The organism is Stieleria sedimenti (assembly GCF_025060895.1).
Taxonomy (GTDB): Bacteria; Planctomycetota; Planctomycetia; order Pirellulales; family Pirellulaceae; genus Stieleria; species Stieleria sedimenti.
In genome coordinates, this window is sequence record NZ_JANZKV010000215.1 from 5,773 (window position 1) to 24,285 (window position 18,513).

Here is an 18,513-nt window from a genome sequence, read left to right on the forward strand (position 1 = left end):
TTAACTTAGCGGTATTGGGGCGGAGCCCGGGAACAAGGGAGGCGAGTCCGCTATTCAGCAGCTTCGCGGACTTTCTCCAGAATCTCCAGCAGCACCGAATCGGTTTCGATGCCCTCGGCTTGGGCTTCGAAGTTGAGCAGCACGCGGTGTCGCATCGTCGGCAAATAGACGCGGCGGATGTCTTCGAAACTGACGTTGTACCGTCCGGCCAGGATGGCGCGGACTTTCGACGCCAACGCCAGGGTCTGGGCGCCCCGCGGACTGGCACCCCAACGCACGTATTGATTGGTGGCGTCGACCGAGTGGGCGCCGTCGGGATGGGTGGCCAGGGTCAGTCGGACCAAGTAGTCGCGGATCGGAGGCGTCAGCACGACGTCGCGCACCATGGCTTGCATCCCGCGAATCTCTACCCCATCCATCACCTTTTCGATCTGCGGTTTTTCGCCCCGCGTGGTTCGTTCGACGATCGTGTTGAGATCGTCACGGCTGCTGTAGCCGACAACCAATTTGAACAGGAACCGGTCCAGTTGAGCTTCCGGCAGCGGATAGGTGCCCTCTTGTTCGATCGGGTTTTGGGTCGCCAAGACGAAGAAGGGCTGTTCCAGTTCGTAGCGCGCACCGGCGGCCGTGACCGTGCCCTCTTGCATCGTTTCCAGCATCGCGGATTGCGTCTTGGGCGTCGCGCGGTTGATTTCGTCGGCGAGCAGAATCTGGGTGAAGACCGGTCCGCGTTGAAATTGAAACTGACGTCGACCGTCTTCGGATTCGACGATCATGTTGGTCCCCAGAATATCTGCCGGCATCAAGTCCGGTGTGAATTGGATTCGGTTGAAGTCCAAATCCAACACTTCGGACAAGGTTCGCACCAGCATCGTTTTGCCCAGCCCCGGCACACCTTCCAACAGGCAGTGTCCGCCACACAGCATCGCCGTCAACACTCCCTGGACGATGTCGTCATGTCCCACGATGACGCGGCCGATCATTTCACGAACTTGTTCATAACGCTCGCGAAAGTGGTCGGCTTTCGCTTGTGTCGATTCATCAGCGCTGGTCATAAATCACTCAAGAGGAGAAAAACGATGCGGAGGCGTTGCCGCCCTTTCTGGTCAGTGGAGCAGTCTAACGAATTCAGCGCGGGTGTGTCCGGCTCCAGCCGCCGTTGACCTGAATCGTTTGGCCGCTGCAAAACGTGTTGTCCGGATCGGCTACGAAACACACCGCCCGAGCCACGTCTTCGGGCGTCCCCCAGCGATTCATCAACGATTGCCGCCGTGCCCGGCCGTCCCAATACGAATCTGTTGTTTCTCCCCATGCCGTCTTGATCCAACCGGGGGCGACCGTGTTGACTCGAATGTTCGGGCCGACCTCTTGCGCGACGCTGTTGGCAAACGCCATCACGGCGGCTTTGACGGGACCGAACATCTGCCCGGCATCGCCTTCCATGCCCAGGGGCGCCTGGTCCCAACCGATAAACGTCATCGACGGTGGCTGCACCGGCAAGGCGTCTGCAGCGTCTGGTTTCGAATCGCCGCTGGAGAAGTCGCTGATCCAGCGCCGGATCACCTGGCGGCTCAGATCGATCGTTGCCAGGACATCGGTTTCGATCAGTCGCCGCAGTTTTTCGGCGAACGATTCATTTCGAAACTCGCCGGTGAGGACGTCAGCGCCGGCGTTGTTCACCCAAGTGGTCGGCGGGCCGAGAAAATCCCAGCTCTCCTCGAGCAACCGTCGCCGCTGTTCCGCCTGGCAGATGTCGGCTTGAATCAGACGGGTCGTCGCTCCCAACGATTCCACCGCAGCAGCGGTTTCCTCGGCGCCTCGCTGATTCTTGCGGAAATGGATCACCAAGTTCGCCGCGGCGGTTTCACGGCCGGCCGAGCCGTGCGAGCCGTATTGTCGCGCCAGTCCGATCGCGATCTGACGACCGATCCCTGACGAAGCACCGGTCACGACAGCTCGGAGGGGGCACGCTTGCATGAGTTTGGGCGGTTCGGACCGTGGATGCTCGAATCGCTTCGATAGGCAATGTTGACGGCGGCGGCAGCCCTGTGGAGGGGGTTTGTTCGTCGGGTCGCCGGAAGCTAAAAAGTCGCAGTGGCAATTGCTGCCCCTGTCTGTCCGCCACAATGGACGCCAGGACCACGTATTAACGCCAGGCCCTTGTCGTCGCAAGCCCCCGGCGGCTACCCTTTTGGGGCTGCACAAATGCCATAAACTCTTCAAATTGGATCAACGGTGGCCTTCGAGTTACCGTAACGCTTCGGTTGTTGGGAAGAATCATGATCACCCGCGTGGATTTCCATCGGAGTGAATATTGTGCGTTTGAGACGCCGAAGAGTGGAACGACCCGCCGAATGATTCGGTCGCTGATTGAAACGGTCAGCTTGAAACGGACAGCGCGACCGCTGATTCGATTTGTGAACTTGCCTTCAGGGAACTTGCTTGTATGAACGACTCGAAGATGATCGCCCAGGATGAAGTGAAAAAGCAACTTGGCGAACTTGAGCGGAGCGCTGAAGTCGATATTGATGCTTCAGAAACGAAGGAGTGGCTTTCGTCGCTCGAATATGTGCTCAAGAGCAAAGGTCATGATCGAGTTCGTTTTCTGCTCGAGAAACTCCGCGATCGCGCCGCCGAGCAAGGCGTGCAAGCGGCCGCCGACACGACCACGCCGTACCTGAACACGATTCCGGTGCATGACGAGCCGGCTTATCCGGGTAACCGTGATTTGGAACGACGCATCAAATCGATCATCCGCTGGAACGCGATGGCGATGGTCGTCGGAGGCAACAAACGCGGCGGGGGAATCGGCGGTCACATCAGTACCTTTGCCTCCAGCGCGACGCTTTACGAAGTCGCCTTCAATCACTTTTTCAAAGGCCGCGGCGAAGACGGATACAGCGGTGATTCGGTTTACTTCCAAGGCCACGCGTCGCCGGGAATGTACAGTCGGGCGTTCCTGGAAGGCCGGTTGTGCAAAGAAAAACTGATCAATTTTCGACGTGAGCTGGAACCCGAAGGTGGACTGAGCAGCTACCCGCACCCCTGGTTGATGCCCGATTTTTGGGAGTACCCGACGGTCTCGATGGGGCTGGGACCGATCATGGCGATCTACCAGGCGCGTTTCAATGAATATCTGCGCGATCGCGGGATCAAAGACACCAGCGGCCAAAAGGTCTGGGCGTTCCTCGGCGACGGTGAATGTGACGAACCGGAAACACTCGGCGCGATCGGACTGGCCTCGCGAGAAAAACTGGACAACCTGATCTTCGTCATCAACTGCAATTTGCAACGATTGGACGGACCGGTCCGCGGTAACGGAAAGATCATTCAAGAATTAGAATCGATCTTCCGCGGTGCGGGCTGGAACGTGATCAAGGTCATCTGGGGCAGCGAGTGGGACGAACTGCTCGCCCGCGACACCACGGGCTTGCTGGCCAAGCGGATGGGCGAGGTCGTCGACGGTCAGTACCAGAAGTACACCGGTATGCCGGGCAGCTACATTCGCGAACACTTCTTCGGCAAGTACCCCGAACTCCTCAAGCTGGTCGAAAACTACAGCGACGAAAAGCTGGAGAAGATGCGGCGCGGCGGGCACGATCCCGAGAAAGTCTACGCGGCCTATCAAAAAGCCGTCAGTCTGCAGAACGGAAAGCCGACCGTCGTGTTGGCCAAGACGATCAAGGGCTATGGCTTGGGCGAAGCCGGCGAAGGGCGCAACGTCGCCCACAACCAGAAAAAACTGAACGAGGCCGAGTTGCTGGAATTCCGATCGCGGTTCGGGATCCCGATCAGCGATGATGAAGTCGTCAACACGCCGTTCTACAAGCCGCCGGAAAACAGCCACGAAATCAGATACTTGCACGAGCGACGCAAGGCTTTGGGCGGCTACCTGCCCTCTCGCCCGACCGAGCATCCGACGCTCGAAGTTCCGTCGCTTGCCGACATGCAGAAAACGATCAAGCGGCTGGAAAACAAAAGCATCAGCACGACATTCGCTGTCGTTCAAACGCTGATTGCCCTGTGCCGCGATAAGAAGATCGGCAAATTCATGGTGCCGATCGTTCCGGATGAATCGCGGACGTTCGGGATGGAAGGGATGTTCACCCAGTTCGGGATCTACGCCCACGCCGGACAATTGTACGAACCGATCGATTCGGCGATTCTACAGAAATACAAAGAGGCGCAGGACGGCCAGATCTTGGAAGAAGGCATCACCGAGGCGGGGTCGATGGCCAGCTTCAATGCCGCCGGGACCGCCTACAGTTGTCACGGCGTCAACATGATTCCGTTCTTCATCTACTACAGCATGTTCGGTTTCCAACGCATCGGTGACCTGATCTGGGCCGCCGCCGACATGCGAGCCAAGGGATTCCTGGTCGGAGGGACGGCGGGCCGAACCACGCTCAACGGCGAAGGCCTGCAGCACCAGGACGGGCACAGTTTGCTCAACGCGATCGCCTTCCCGACCGTGCGGTCCTACGACCCCGCGTTCGCCTACGAAGCCGTCGTGATCATCCAGGAAGGCTTGCAGAAGATGTACGCCGAGGGTGAACAGTGCATCTATTACCTGATGAGCGAGAACGAAGAGTACACGCATCCGGAAATGCCCGAAGGATGCGAAGAAGGAATCGTCAAAGGCATTTACAAGTACCGCAGCCGAGATGTCGACAAGGCGAAAGCTCGTGTTCAGTTGTTCGGCAGCGGAGCGATTCTCAACAGCGTGCTTGCCGCCCAAGAATTGCTGGCCGAAAAATATGGAGTTGCCAGCGACGTTTGGAGTGTGACCAGCTACACGCAGCTCCGCCGCGATGCCGCCGCGTGCGACCGCTGGAATATGTTGCACCCCACCGAGACACCGAGGAAGAGCTACCTGGAAGAGGTGCTCGACGGAGTCGAAGGTCCGTTCGTCTCGGCCAGCGACTACGTTCGCGCCTTGGGCGAGCAACTGACGCCGTGGATCCCCGGCGACTACTATGTCCTGGGGACCGACGGCATGGGCCGCAGCGAAACCCGCGAAGCGCTGCGTCGGCACTTTGAGGTCGACAAAGAATCGATCACAATCGCCACGCTCAGTCGACTTTGCAAGGCCGGTGTCGTTTCGCCGACCGACGTCAAACAGGCGATCGATGACCTCGGCTATGACGCAGACAAGCCCGACCCTTATTATGCTTAGTCGATCGTTTTTGATCTAAGTTTATCCTTCGACCGAGCGAGGGCACGATGCCTTCGCGCTTGTTCTCTCCTATCGCTGATAATCCATCTATGGCTACTGAAGTTACCCTTCCCGATCTTGGTGACGGCATCGAATCCGGTGACGTATTAGAAGTGTTCGTCTCGGTCGGAGACGTCATCTCCGAAGGCCAAGACATCGTTGAAATGGAAACGGACAAGGCGACCGTTCCGGTTCCTTCGTCGGTCAGCGGAAAGGTTTCGAAGATTGCGGTCAGCGAAGGGGACACGGTGCCGATCGGTGGCGTGTTGATCGAAGTCGAAGCCGAATCGGGCGCCGCGGCACCGGCCGCCGAGCCGGCTCCGGAAACGCCCAAAGCCGAGACACCCAAAGCCGAGGCACCTCAAGCAGAACCGCCCAAGGACGAAACGCCGGAGCCGCCGGCCCAGGCCGCACCGACGCCCGCTCCGACAACTCCTGCTCCTGCTGCCGCAGCTCCAGCGGCCCAGCCTGCCGCACCCGCACCTGCTGCCACACCCGCCACTTCGGCTGCGACACCGGCCGAGTCGGCCGATTCTGATGGCGAAAGCGGCGTGATACCGGCCGGTCCGGCGGTCCGTCGCTTTGCACGCGAAGTCGGAGTCGATTTGGCGCGGGTGACGGGAACCGGCGAGGGCGGACGCATCACGCGTGACGACGTGTTGGCGGCCGTTCGTGCCGCCAGTCAATCGGCAAGCCAAGCCACGGCCGGTCAGGCTGCCGCTGCACCCCCCGCCGCCACGCCTGCGGCTCCTGCTGCGGCTGCTGACCCCGCGGCCGCCTTGGGGTCCGATCGACCCGGCACGCCCGCGATGGATGATTTCGGCTCGATTCACGTCGAACGAATGAGCAAGATTCGCAAGACGATCAGTAAACAGATGCATGTCAGCTGGTCGACCGTTCCCCGGGTGACCAATTTCGACGATGCCGACATCACCGAGCTGGAACATCTTCGCCAGACCAGCAAGGACGACTACGCCAAGCAAGGTCTGAAATTGACGACCATGCCGTTTTTGATCAAAGCGGTTGCGACGGCCCTGAAGCACCATCCGGCGATCAACGCGACGATCGATCAAGAAAACGAACAGTTGATCTACAAAGACTACGTCAACATCGGCATCGCCGTGGATACCGACCGCGGCTTGGTCGTCCCTGTCATGAAAGATGCCGATCGGATGAGCGTGCCCGGCGTGACGCGGACACTGGCCGAAATGGCCGGCAAAGTGCGCAGCGGACAATTTGCCGTCAACGACCTCCGCGGCGGGTCGTTTACGATCAGTAACCTGGGGGCCATCGGTGGGCAATATTCCACGCCGATCATCAACGTCCCGGAAGTCGCAATTTTGCTGGTCGGCCGCAGCCGCAAACTGCCCGTGGTGATGCCCGACGATTCGATCCAGCCGAGATTGATGATGCCGCTCTCACTCTCCTACGACCATCGCTTGGTCGACGGCGGCACCGCAGCACGGTTTCTCAATGACGTGATTGGCCTGCTGGAAGCCCCCAGCCGTCTGCTGCTGGCATTCTGATTTTGACCGGGGACCGGGTTCGGGGCGCGAGTTCGTTCTTTTGTTAGCGGCAGGGCGCGAGCCCTCCGGTCGTTCACGCTGAAACCGGACGGCTCGCGGGCTGTCGGATTGGTCGGGATCTGCTGAGTCAATGGTGAGCCGCTGGCCGTCAGGCCTCGGGCGGGCGTTGCAATGCCCGGCCGCTTACCCATCGCGGCTCACATAAACGACGGCCCGCTCGCACCGTTCCGCTAACACTTTCAGGATCTTCCATTGTGATCCGGTCTGTGACAACTGGGAAACAACAGTTCCCCATTCTCCTAGTCGTCTTTCGTATGTCAATCGACGGGCTGGGCGTACGCGGCGGCGGGGTTTTGCGAGCCTTGCCGACTAGAGCGGCAGCAGCCGGCGCGAAACCGCTGTTTCCGGCGGGATGTTGACCGGTGATTGAGCACGTCTGATAGACTATTCTGTTCTAAGGTCGTGTTTTGGTGCCGTAGGGTTCTCCTGTGCGCGCCCCGATGCGTCGTTTGCCCACCGCTATCCCATCAAGATTCCAGCTTTTCTTTCGGAGAATGTCGTTGATGACCAACGTGTATGGCCCGCTCCAGGTATTTGGGCTCCCCAGTCGATCCAGTGTTGTTGTCAAGGCCGCGATTTTAATCGTCACGGCACTGTTCTGCATGTCGGGGCCGGTTGGAATGGCGGTGGCTCAAGACGAGGCGATGGATGAATTCGCCGACATCGCGGGTCCTGGCGAAGAGGCCGCACCACCGGCCGATGCTGCCGGTGGTGGTCCCGCGGATGGCGGAGGTGCGTTAGGGGGTGGAGACGCCGGTGGTGGTGGAGCCGGTGGTGGGGATGCTGCGACGCCCCCATCGGATTCGCTGTTGACCTGGGTGCTCGATTCACTGGGCTACACGTATTTGATCATTTTTTTGCTGCTGTCGGTCACACTGGTTTCACTGTTTGTGATGAACATGCTGGCCGCCCGCCGCGAGACGCTGTGCCCGAATGAACTGATCGAAAGCTTCGAAGAGAAACTCAACGCGAAGCAGTTCCAGGAAGCTTACGACATGGCTCGGACCGACGAATCGGTCCTCGGCCAAGTGCTGTCTGCCGGCCTGGCCAAGATCTCACGGGGCTACAACAAAGCGATCGAAGGGATGCAGGAAGTCGGTGAGGAGGAGAGCATGAAGCTCGAGCACCGATTGAGCTACATGGCACTGATCGGAAACCTGAGCCCGATGATCGGCTTGTTCGGTACGGTTCAAGGGATGATCGCATCCTTTCGCGTGATCGCCACCAGCCCGCAAACCCCCAAACCGGCCCAGCTGGCCGAAGGGATTTCGACCGCGTTGTTTACGACCCTGGTCGGCTTGGCCGTCGCCATCCCGGCGATCGCGGCCTACAACATCTTGCGAAACCGCGTCGCGCGATTGCTGTTGGAAGTTGGGGTGCAGAGCGAAAACTTGATGAGCCGTTTTGAAGACATTCAACCAGGAGGCGGCGCGCAGTGAAGGTCAAGTCAAAGAAGCCGAACTTGGCCGAAGGCGATTTGACTCCGATGATTGACATGACGTTTCAGTTGATCGCGTTCTTTATGGTGCTGATCAACTTTTCGCAAACCGAGTCAAACGAACGGGTCGTGTTGCCGAGCAGCCAACTGGTCAAGCCGCCGGAAAAACCACTGGAGTTTCCGATCATCTTGCACGTCGCGAAAGACGGCGAGATCATTCTTGGCGGCGACAGCTACACCACCGAAACGCTCAGCACCGGACTGCGCCGCGAACTGGCGGTCTTGAGAGCCGAAAAGAAATCGCCCAAGGACGCCAACGTGATCATTCGTGGTCACCAAGACGTCGCGGCCGGCCAGGTTCAAGAGATCATCCGCGTCGCTCAAGATCAGCAACTTGAACAATTCGCGCTGCGTGCCAAGGAGGATCGATCATGAGGATGCGGCATGAGGTCGAGCACGAAAAGAACGAGTTGAACATGACCAGCATGATCGACATCGTTTTCCTGCTGCTCGTTTTCTTTGTGATGACGTTCAAAATCGTCGAAATGGAAGGCGACTTCACCGTCCGAATGCCCTTGGCCGGTGACAGCAACGCTACCTCCGACGTCACGGATCTGCCACTGAAGTTGCGACTGCGGGCCGACAACGATGGCAAATTGACATCGATGTCGCTCAACGAAATCAATCTCGGCACCGACTTCACTAAGCTCCGCGCCAACGTGATCGGCTTGGTCGGAACCGACGAACCGGCCGAAGATGACGACGGCCCCGAGATCGAAATCGATACCGATTACAACCTCCGCTACGCCTACGTGATCCAGGCGATCACGTCAGTCAGTGGCTACCGAGACGATACCGATCAAGTCGTCAAATTGATCGAAAAAATCAAGTTCGCCAAGCCGCGACGCTAAGCAACCGCCGGACGATGGCGGTCTCCGGTAGCGTCGCTGCCGTCGCCAGACGGCGGCCTCGGCGAGTGAAGGGAAAGCAGGATGATGGGGTCGTCGGTGATTCTGCCCCGTATCATTCTGCCAAATCAATTCATTCCGTCATTCCGCCACCTGGGACACTTTCGCGACGAGCGAATCGTCCGCATCGCTTTCCGTCGGTCGCGAACGCACGCGGGCTTAGATCGACAAACGGAGGTGTGGGACAGCGGGTGTACGATGTTGATCGCCGCTGCTGGCGAGCAGGGATTCCACTCGATCCATCAGCTCCGATCCTTCTTCCCTGCTGTCGGTGCTGTCGGTGGCCCGAAAATCACCGTGGCAGTGTCCGCAAGTCATGCTTTTTCCGAGACAATGGATGGGGATCAAGCTTTTGCGTCCACAGATCGGACAAGTCTTGCAGAACTTCAGTTGAGGCATACGATCACTCCGTTGTTAAAAAATATCGCTAGACGACACGCCGCGGGAATTCGCGACACGTCTGGCAGCGCAGACCCGAGACAAAACGCGAGACACGTCCGGTGACGGACGAGTTCGGTCGATCACTGAGGGACGACCACTCGCAAGTGGTTGTCGACCGGCGCTGTCGCGTCGATCTTTCGGACAATTTCCTGTGCTACTTGTTTCAGGTAATACGATGTCACTCGCCCGGACAGCACGATTCGCCCGTCGCAGTAATCACAGGCGACATTGGCGAGTTGGGGATGACCACTTTCGCCGAGCGTCCGCAACAAGGTCTGTTCATGCTCTTCTCGTTGCGTTTGTTTGAAGTCACTTTCTAGCACCGTTGGTTTCTGCTCCTTCATGGGTGGCGCGCATAACATCGTCATCTCCTTGCGTGAATGAGTCGTTACCGCAGCGAAGCCGATTCGACAGCAAACCCGATCATGCTATTGAGCGAAACGGTTGCCCGTTCTGCCACGGCCAGTTGATGAACTCTCCAGGGACTACGATTTCCCAAGGTGCCCGGATCATCAGGCGCAAGAATCTTTCTTTGATGAGAGAATCACGATTGGTCGCCAACCGCGATTGGGACGATTCTAGGGTATGCGAAGTCGGCGTCAACTGAAGAGACTTTCACTATCGCCGGATTCAACTCAATCGTGACAGCAGCAACGGACCGTTCCCGAACAAGCAACCGTTCTCGCGGCACGGCGCGAGCCGTCCGGTACCGCCGCAGGGCGGCGCGTGAGACCGGAGGGCTTGCGCCCCGCCGCTAACAACCGAGCAGAGCGTCTTGCCAAACGGTGTGGTTGTGCGGCAACCAATCACGAATTCGCTTGGGTCTTTTTCGGTAACACCCAGTCGGGGCGGATGAAGTGGCAGGTGTAACCGCCGGGATGGCGCAGTAGGTAATCTTGGTGCTCCGGTTCGGCTTCCCAGAAGTCACCGGCCGGTTCGACTTCTGTGACGACCTCGCCCGGCCAAATCCCCGACGCGTTGACTTCCTGGATCGTTTCCAATGCCGTGCGTTGTTGGTCCTCGTTGGTGAAGTAGATCGCCGAGCGATAGGACATTCCGCGGTCGTTGCCTTGCCGGTTCAACGTGGTCGGATCATGGACCTGGAAAAAAAACTCCAGAAGCCTTCGAAAACTTGTTTCACTGGGGTCAAAAATCACTTCGATTGCTTCGGCGTGTGTGCCGTGGTTTCGATAGGTCGCGTTATCGACGTCTCCGCCGGTGTATCCGCATCGTGTCGACACCACCCCGGGTTGCTTGCGAAACAGATCTTCCATGCCCCAAAAACACCCGCCCGCTAACACCGCTCGGTCTGTCATCATCATGGCTCCCTTACTTTTTGTAGACGATCATACTCGTCCGATTGATCACATCAGGGTCTCGGCATCAGCCCAAACGCCGAAGGCATCCCGTACGGTTTGATTATATCGGGCAAGAACAGTGCCCATGGGGCCGGAATCGCGTATTGGAGAACCGTTACCAGGTGGTAAAATCGAGACTGAAGACTCCCGCCTCCCCGTGCTCTCGCATGGGTTTGCTGCTGCCATTTGACCTGCCAGCCGCTACGAACCTGATCGTTGCCGATCCCACCCTGAAGACCGACGCCACGCACATCGCGCGAACCGAAGAAGTAGGGCATGCTGTGCATGCCGCTCGCCTGCTGAATCGGCGTGAATCCTTGCGAATCGACGATGACGAGCCGGGCGTTGGCTGACGGTCGCCTCCAATGGGAATATGATGTGCGTCCCTCCGCTTCCCAACTTCACGCTTCACTGATGCACACGCAATGAAGAAACCCGCCCATTTCCGTTTGACCGTCGCCGAGTCGCTATGAAAGCAGAGTCACTCACACGACGGAGACCCATCGTTGGTCGGTGTTGCTGGCCGGTTGTTTTCGCATTTGCGATCGCCATTGCGAGCGTTGCGCAAGCCGAGGAACAAACTCCCAAGACGGCAGACGCGGATTCGATCGTCGCACCGATGGTCAGCGGTTTTGATCGATTCGCGCGGCATGATGAACTCTCCCCGACGCTGGCCGGGGCGCTGTCGATCAGCGAGCTGAGCTGTGTCAGCTGCCACGCTTCGGATGATCCTTGGCTGCAACCCAAACGCGGTCCGCGGCTCAGCGGTGCCGGTAATCGGCTGCAACCGACGTGGCTGAAACAGTATCTGGCCGATCCCGCGGCGATGAAACCTGAAACGACGATGCCGCACGTGTTATCGCAGCTTCCGGAGTCGCAACGCGGCGAAGCGATCGACGCACTCGTCGCATTCCTGGGTTCCCAACAACAACCGTTTGCCGTGATCAAAGCCGGTGGTGCCCTGCCGGTCGTCCACGAATTTTGGAAACGGGGCGACGCCGATCGCGGCAATAAGCTGTATCACACGGTCGGTTGCGTGGCCTGCCATGACCCCGACCCGGATTATGAAACCGTCGAATCGAAACCGTCAGCGATCGACGAGCTGATCGAGCAGCTCGATCCCGAAGAAATCGCCGATCTGGGTTTGGCCAGCGAAGCACGGCGAGTGGATTCGGTGCCGCATGGTGATCTGGTCAGCAAGTATTCGCTGCGTTCGTTGACGATGATGCTGCTGGATCCGACCAAGACACGCCCCAGTGCGCGGATGCCTTCGTTGCGACTCTCACCGCTGGAAGCAGCCGACATCGCGGCCCATCTGCTGCGGGATCAAACGACCAAACAGATCGAGATTCAATCGAACGATGCGCCGCAAAGTAGGGTGGAACAAGGACGCGCGTTGTTCGTTCAATTACGTTGTGCGGCCTGCCACGATGCCTCCGATGCACTGGCCGCTGCGCCTGCACAGCCGCTGTTGAAACTCAACGCTGCCGCAGCAGCAAGCTGCATCGAAAACCCCGCCGGTGAGATGCCCCGGTACGCCTTCGATGACGACCAACGCAACGCCATTCGGGCCCGACTGAACGCCCGACGGATCGAAAACCACGCGGCAGCAGACGAGGTCGATTTCCGGATGCTGCAACTGAATTGTTATGGCTGTCATCGACGCGACGAACGGGGTGGAGTCGGACGGTTCCGCAAAGCCTACTTCGAAACCGTCGGCCACGTGGACTTGGGTGACGAAGGTCGGTTGCCGCCGACGCTGGGTGGCGTTGGCCGGAAATTGCTGCCCAAAGCTCTGGCCGCCGTCTTCCATCCCAAAACAGTCCCCCATCGCCCCTTCATGACCGCCCGCATGCCGTCGTATTCCGCTGACACGGTTGATCCGCTGGTCCGTGGATTTCAAGAAGCCGATCGAGTGGACCAATCTGACGCGGTTGACATTCTGCCGCCGCAACAGGAGATGGCCGATGCCGGACGCGACCTGGTCAACACCGGCTGTGTCGGTTGCCATGCGTTCCGCGGCGAGAGTTTGCCCGGTGTCGTCGGGATCGATTTGGCGGGGACCACCAACCGCATCGATTCAAAGTGGTTCTACGAATTTGTACTCAATCCCAGCGCGGTCAAAAAACGGACACGCATGCCCACCTTTTTCCCAGACGGAAAGAGCAATCGGCCCGAATTGCTCGACGGCGATGTTCGGCAACAGATCTCAGCGATCTGGGCATATTTGAGAGACCTGGACCGGGAGCCGCTGCCGGAAAAAATTGAGACGGTGCGTTCGGCGAACTACGAACTCGCGCCCAGCGGACAACCGATCGTGCTGCGGACGTTCATGGAACAAGCGGGAACGCACGCCATCGCGGTCGGCTTTCCACAAGGCGTCCATTTTGCATTCGATGCCGAGCAGATGCGGTTGGCGATCGGTTGGAAGCAGCGTTTCCTGGACGCCCGTGGCACTTGGTTCGAGCGTTTCACCCCGCCGGCGGATCCGTTGGGTGACGCCCAAATGACAATGCCGGCCGGTCCCGTGGTGATCGTTGATGAAAACGGCGGTGAACACGAGGGGGAAAATGCCCACTACCGATTCCGCGGCTATCGGCTGGATGCTGCCGGCGTACCGACCTTTCTGTACGACGTCGCCGGCTGGTCGATCGAAGACCGTATCGAGGCAACCGAATCAGGAACGCTCAGGCGTTCGGTGACGGTCAAACGCACGGGAAAGATTCGCGGCGAGACCTCGGACCGGAAACTATACCTGGTGGCTCATGCGGCCGAGCGACTGAAACCGCACGGCGAACTGGCCGTTTCCGATCGACAAGGTTTGACCGTCACCCTGTCGGAGGATCTCGCGCGAACTGGCACGTTGCGTCGGTCCGGTGGTGTCGACCAGTGGCTGATCCCCTTCGACTCGCATGACAGGAACACCGCCATTTTGGAGTATCGTTGGTGATTCGAATCATTATTTTAGCGTTGACCACGCTCACCTTCCCGCTGTCGATGCTGCACGGCGGTGAAGAAGAATATTATCGACTGATTGATGTATCGGTTGCCAAAGCGGCGACGGACTCGCGATCCAAGAACTGGAAACCCGCGCCCGATGGACTGGCATTGGAAGTCGGCGGGCTGGCGCTGCTGGACGATGCGCGGCTGGCTGTGGCGATTCGAAAAGGCGAGGTTTGGATCCTAGACGGTGTCTATGACGACCCGCCCAACAACGTGACATACAAACGTTTCGCCACCGCGCTGCACGAACCACTCGGACTGCTCTATCACAACGGCGACTTGTACACTGCCCAGCGGAGCGAGTTGACGCGGCTGCGCGACGTCGATGGAGACGATGTGGCGGATGAATACTTGACGGCCGCGAAAGGTTGGGGCGTGACCGGACACTATCACGAATACGCCTACGGCCCCAAGCTGGACGGCGATGGAAATTTGTGGATCACACTGAACATCGGTTTGGGACTCAAAGACGACCAGCTGAAACGCATCGTGCCCAACGCCGCACTCGGGTATCGCCAAGGCCGGTGGCGCGGCTGGGGCATGAAGCTGACTCCGGCTGGTGAACTGCTGCCGGTCTGTGCCGGAATGCGATCGCCGTCCGGCTTGGGCGCCAACGCAGCCGGAGACATGTTCTATACCGATCAACAAGGCAATTGGGTGGCCACCAATTCACTGCATCACATGCGTCCGGGCGCCTTTTTTCATCACGCCGAAGCGCTCGCGTCGATGAACGAGCCGGGCTCGACGATCGCCGGGGTGGAAAAAGTACCGAGCGGTCTGCCGTTGCCACAAGCCCTCGAGCAGTTCAAACAACTTCGTCCGCCCGCTGTTTGGTTCCCCTACAAAAAGATGGGGCAATCAGCGACCGACATCATGCTGGACCAAAGCGGTGGTAAATTTGGGCCGTTTGACGGTCAATTGTTTGTCGGCGAATTCACGCAGGCGGGCGTCAACCGCGTGTTCCTGGAAAAGGTCGATGGCGAGTACCAGGGCGCTTGCTTTCCCTTTCGGCTCGGGTTCGCTTCCGCGGTCCTACGGATGATCCAAGGGGCCGATGGCAGCGTGTTCGTCGGGCTGACCAATCGAGGTTGGAGTAGCTTGGGACGCGCCAGTTATGGGTTGCAGCGTCTGGTCTGGACGGGAAAGACGCCCTTTGAAATCAAGGAAATGCGCGCCCAACCGGATGGATTCGAACTCACATTCACCCAACCGGTCGATCCCGATTCGGCCGGCGACGTCAATTCCTATCGCATGACCAGCTACACCTACCTGTACCATGCGACCTATGGCAGCGACGAGATTCAATCCAAAACGCCGACCCTTGTGGCCGCCGAGGTTTCGGAGGATCGACTGCGCGTGCGTCTAAGAATCGAAGGCCTGCGGCCCTACTTTGTTCACGAGCTAAACGCCGCAGGCGTGCGAGACGCTTCCGGGCACCCGCTGTTGCATCCCGAAGCGTACTACACCTTGAATCGAATTCCCAACGATCACCAAACCGCCACCGCCCCCTAACCCATCGCGGTCCAAACCACCGCCGCAAAACCCTCCCTCGCAGAGCATGGGTGTCGACAAATTTCCGTCACCCTTCCTGGCAGGGAGGGTCGAGCGAAGCGAGGGGCATACACACCAAGTTGAGAAGGAACCCTCCCGCGTGCGGGAGGGGCGAGCGAAGCGAGGGGCATACGCACCAAGTTAGGAAGCAACCCTCCCGTGTGCGGGAGGTTCGAGCGACGCGAGGGGCACACGCACCAAGTTAGGAAGCAACCCTCCCGTGTGCGGGAGGGTCGAGCGAAGCGAGGGGAGGGCTTCCGGCATCGATGCTCCATCCTGGCTAGCAACCCTGGCGTTGCAACAACCCTCCCCGCTCCGAGCGCACACTCCTCCGCGACCCTCCCAGAGGGAGGGCGACTATCACTTCGTTGAGGAACGGATCGCTTAACTTGATGCGTATAGGGTCGAGCGAAGCGAGTGGAGGGCCCGCGTTTCCGATGACGCCCTCACTTCTTCAAACACCGCCCAACGAATCCGTAGCGAAAGACCGGACATCGACTGGCACCGATCGGTTAAACTGCGAAGTGGGCATTCACACTACCGTTTACCGCTCTATTGCTGCGATCGAAATGGAACCGAATCGCCCACCCAGCCGCCCCATACTCTTCCCAAGTCCAAGCGAATCGAGGTGGCGTCATCGCTGATCGAAAAAAAAGCCGGCACAATGGAAGGACCGAACCTGATCGGAACACAGATCGATCCCCACACCTCATCCTTGTCGGCCAATGGGATGCCCTCGCAAACCGCGACAGCTGCTACGACAGAACCACCGATGGTTGCTTATCTCCAAGAGAACGAACAAACCGCTGCCGGTTGCAACTCACCCGCCCCTACGACCGACCCAACCTACACCAACACAGGTTCTATCGACAAACCCGTCACCTACGACGGCACCGGCAAACTGCGTTACTACCATCGCACCAAACAGTACAGTGTCACCGCGCTGACGGATTCAAGCGTAACGATCAAGGAGCGTTACGCTTACGATGCGTACGGCGGTCTGTCGATCTTCGATGGCAGTGGAACAGCGCGTACGGCGACAGCGGAAGGCAACCGCTACACCTTTACCGGACGCGAGTGGGATGATGAACTGGGTCTCTACCACTACCGTGCACGGATGTATGACGCGATCGCCGGCCGGTTCTGCTCCAGAGACCCGATCGGGTACATGGACGGGCCAATGCAATATCAGTATGTGGCGGCTAATCCGACAGGTCGTATCGACCCAGGTGGGTTGTTAATGTTTTGGCCTGGCGGCGGCACTGTGTTGCCCGACATTAGCATCCCAGACCTTTGGGACTTTCCGCAATTTGCATGGCACTACTACTTTGGCGGAGGTAGACCGTATTCTGTTGATCCTGAAGACATGCAGGATTTCATAGATGGATCATCTAACGCGATGGGTGCATTGCGAGGCATGGCAAGGAGCTCTGCGTTCAGCGCGGCGACATGTGGAAAGACTGTCCAAACGAACGGTCACCAAAGGATGAACGGTTTTGGACTGAACGTACCCAAAGGCAGTTTATGGGCATTCTTCCGGGACAAGCACATTCTCAATACAGGTACCGCTGATGTAAGTTGGAGTTGTTCGGCAACAAAAAGTTGCTGCAAAGATGGAACGGTGGAATCAATCTCTCTGTCTTGCACGGTCAACGTTAACTACTCAGATAGATTCGCTAATCCATTCGATATTGGCGGAGAGTATCACGAACACGATCCGATCAAACTGAAGAAGTGTCAGGAGCGCTGCCGGGCGCGTTACGAAGCCGATGGCAATTCGGTCGGATACATGAATTGCAATGGAAGGTGTTGGGAGAAAAACCCGTTGACCGAGCGGTTTGGTGCCGTAGCGTTTAACATTTTTGGCCAACATTCTGAATCGTTTAGTGAGAACTACAAGTTGGGAGCTTGCTGTGATTAAGTTGACAGCTATCCTGCTTCCGGTAGTGTTCGTAGGAGGGTGCAACACCAACGGCTCACAGCTTGATGTCCTAGTCAATTCTCGGATCCAACACGCGGAGCTCTTTCAAACTTCAACAGGTCATAGTGTGTCAACGTCGGCACCTGACGAGACAGTAAGAGTCTTTGAGTGCCTTATTCCTTATGATCGCACGGGGCCTGGTCGAATTGAGGATCCCCAGTACATAGGTAAGTTTTTTGTCGCTGGACGCTGGGCGGAAATACGAGTCGCTACCGATCAGGAGCCGCCAATATTTTCATTCGATGGATATATATACAAAAGCCAACGGGCGGATGGGTTCGCAAAGACCGCGAAGGATATGCTGAATGGGCCAGTGGAACCTGGGCCAATTGGAGTAAAACAAACCAGCCAAGACTCTTTGTCGATAACACCACCGGAGTGAAGCGACGTTGACAAGGGCCGCCGCAAGGCGGCCTTTCTTTTTGGCGGGCAGGATGCCCGCCGGTTCTTCGGCGGGATGCCGATCATGCGCAAGCGAATCAAAGGGGACATACCAGGGGACGGGGGTTGGATCCCGCAAATGCAGCGGCGGACGATTAATGTGATCACAGGACCGAGTCGACTTCCGCCGCAATGGATGGTCGCTTGTTCTTGCCACAAGACCGACCACGCACCCGGACGCACAAAAGAACGCCGTAGGCACGGCGGGTAGGATGCCCGTCGACTGAAACCCGTCGGTGACAGGATGTCCGTCGGAGAACGATGGCAGGAAGCGGGAGTACAGTTTCAGGTTTCAAGTTCCATGCTCCAAGTTGAAAGAGATGAAGTTGGAAGTTGAACAAGGTGAGCGGGCTATCGTTCGCCGACCGGAGTGAGGGAGGGATCGACCGAGCGGAGCCGACGGTTGACGGAGGTGCTGACAGCGACCGAAGGATGAGGGCAGCGCCGAGCGCGAGCGAGCAGCACCGACGCCGAGGGCGGAGCCCGATAAGAACAGTGCGAGGCAGGATGACGAGTTCCTTATCAAGAAGG

General features: G+C 58.4%; 13 protein-coding genes. 9 read left to right on the plus strand and 4 right to left on the minus strand.

Going from position 1 to position 18,513, the window contains the following annotated elements; all coding sequences use genetic code 11:
- Positions 1–50 precede the first annotated feature (50 nt).
- Both NZK35_RS26255 and NZK35_RS26260 read right to left on the minus strand, forming a co-directional pair.
- On the minus strand, positions 51–1,055 hold the full coding sequence (locus NZK35_RS26255) for an AAA family ATPase (protein ID WP_259635490.1): 1,005 nt from the start codon (positions 1,053–1,055) through the stop codon (positions 51–53).
- Between the two features lie 73 nt (positions 1,056–1,128).
- The gene (locus NZK35_RS26260) at positions 1,129–1,950 is read right to left on the minus strand and encodes an SDR family NAD(P)-dependent oxidoreductase (protein ID WP_259635491.1); all 822 of its coding nucleotides are present in this window, start codon (positions 1,948–1,950) and stop codon (positions 1,129–1,131) included.
- Positions 1,951–2,446: 496 nt separating this feature from the next.
- Between NZK35_RS26260 and aceE the strand changes: the two genes are divergently transcribed.
- From aceE to NZK35_RS26285, 5 genes are all read left to right on the plus strand, one after another.
- Positions 2,447–5,176, plus strand: a complete 2,730-nt coding sequence (gene aceE, locus NZK35_RS26265; RefSeq protein ID WP_259635492.1) for a pyruvate dehydrogenase (acetyl-transferring), homodimeric type — start codon at positions 2,447–2,449, stop codon at positions 5,174–5,176.
- A gap of 89 nt (positions 5,177–5,265) precedes the next feature.
- On the plus strand, positions 5,266–6,741 hold the full coding sequence (locus tag NZK35_RS26270) for a 2-oxo acid dehydrogenase subunit E2 (RefSeq protein WP_259635493.1): 1,476 nt from the start codon (positions 5,266–5,268) through the stop codon (positions 6,739–6,741).
- A 662-nt stretch (positions 6,742–7,403) separates the two neighbouring features.
- Positions 7,404–8,240: a MotA/TolQ/ExbB proton channel family protein gene (locus NZK35_RS26275; protein ID WP_259635500.1), complete on the plus strand. Its 837-nt coding sequence runs from the start codon at positions 7,404–7,406 to the stop codon at positions 8,238–8,240.
- Complete coding sequence (locus NZK35_RS26280; protein WP_095742184.1) at positions 8,237–8,674, plus strand: ExbD/TolR family protein; 438 nt, start codon at positions 8,237–8,239, stop codon at positions 8,672–8,674. The genes NZK35_RS26275 and NZK35_RS26280 overlap by 4 nt, the downstream gene beginning before the upstream one ends.
- Entirely contained in the window at positions 8,671–9,150 is a 480-nt protein-coding gene (locus tag NZK35_RS26285; protein ID WP_259635494.1) for an ExbD/TolR family protein, read from the plus strand. Before NZK35_RS26280 ends, NZK35_RS26285 begins: the two co-directional genes overlap by 4 nt.
- A gap of 578 nt (positions 9,151–9,728) precedes the next feature.
- Here NZK35_RS26285 and NZK35_RS26290 read toward each other — a convergent pair.
- Complete coding sequence (locus NZK35_RS26290) at positions 9,729–10,010, minus strand: BON domain-containing protein (protein WP_259635495.1); 282 nt, start codon at positions 10,008–10,010, stop codon at positions 9,729–9,731.
- Positions 10,011–10,454: 444 nt separating this feature from the next.
- A complete protein-coding gene (msrA, locus tag NZK35_RS26295) occupies positions 10,455–10,964 on the minus strand; it encodes a peptide-methionine (S)-S-oxide reductase MsrA (protein WP_259635496.1) in 510 nt (169 codons plus the stop codon).
- 209 nt (positions 10,965–11,173) lie between these two features.
- Here msrA and NZK35_RS26300 point away from each other — a divergent pair, with 209 nt between their 5' ends.
- From NZK35_RS26300 to NZK35_RS26315, 4 genes are all read left to right on the plus strand, one after another.
- Positions 11,174–11,359, plus strand: a complete 186-nt coding sequence (locus tag NZK35_RS26300; protein WP_259635497.1) for a hypothetical protein — start codon at positions 11,174–11,176, stop codon at positions 11,357–11,359.
- Between the two features lie 116 nt (positions 11,360–11,475).
- Entirely contained in the window at positions 11,476–13,956 is a 2,481-nt protein-coding gene (locus NZK35_RS26305) for a c-type cytochrome (protein ID WP_259635498.1), read from the plus strand.
- 47 nt (positions 13,957–14,003) lie between these two features.
- Complete coding sequence (locus NZK35_RS26310) at positions 14,004–15,521, plus strand: hypothetical protein (RefSeq protein ID WP_259635501.1); 1,518 nt, start codon at positions 14,004–14,006, stop codon at positions 15,519–15,521.
- Between the two features lie 667 nt (positions 15,522–16,188).
- Complete coding sequence (locus NZK35_RS26315) at positions 16,189–17,481, plus strand: RHS repeat-associated core domain-containing protein (RefSeq protein WP_259635499.1); 1,293 nt, start codon at positions 16,189–16,191, stop codon at positions 17,479–17,481.
- The last annotated feature ends 1,032 nt before the right edge of the window (positions 17,482–18,513 follow it).

Excerpts from the sequence above, each read along its gene's own strand:
- NZK35_RS26255 (WP_259635490.1), bottom strand. The coding sequence starts at position 1,055 with ATGACCAGCGCTGATGAATCGACACAAGCGAAAGCCGACCACTTTCGC.
- aceE (WP_259635492.1), top strand. The coding sequence starts at position 2,447 with ATGAACGACTCGAAGATGATCGCCCAGGATGAAGTGAAAAAGCAACTT.
- NZK35_RS26270 (WP_259635493.1), top strand. The coding sequence starts at position 5,266 with ATGGCTACTGAAGTTACCCTTCCCGATCTTGGTGACGGCATCGAATCC.
- NZK35_RS26275 (WP_259635500.1), top strand. The coding sequence starts at position 7,404 with ATGTCGGGGCCGGTTGGAATGGCGGTGGCTCAAGACGAGGCGATGGAT.
- NZK35_RS26285 (WP_259635494.1), top strand. The coding sequence starts at position 8,671 with ATGAGGATGCGGCATGAGGTCGAGCACGAAAAGAACGAGTTGAACATG.
- NZK35_RS26290 (WP_259635495.1), bottom strand. The coding sequence starts at position 10,010 with ATGTTATGCGCGCCACCCATGAAGGAGCAGAAACCAACGGTGCTAGAA.
- msrA (WP_259635496.1), bottom strand. The coding sequence starts at position 10,964 with ATGACAGACCGAGCGGTGTTAGCGGGCGGGTGTTTTTGGGGCATGGAA.
- NZK35_RS26300 (WP_259635497.1), top strand. The coding sequence starts at position 11,174 with ATGGGTTTGCTGCTGCCATTTGACCTGCCAGCCGCTACGAACCTGATC.
- NZK35_RS26305 (WP_259635498.1), top strand. The coding sequence starts at position 11,476 with ATGAAAGCAGAGTCACTCACACGACGGAGACCCATCGTTGGTCGGTGT.
- NZK35_RS26310 (WP_259635501.1), top strand. The coding sequence starts at position 14,004 with ATGCTGCACGGCGGTGAAGAAGAATATTATCGACTGATTGATGTATCG.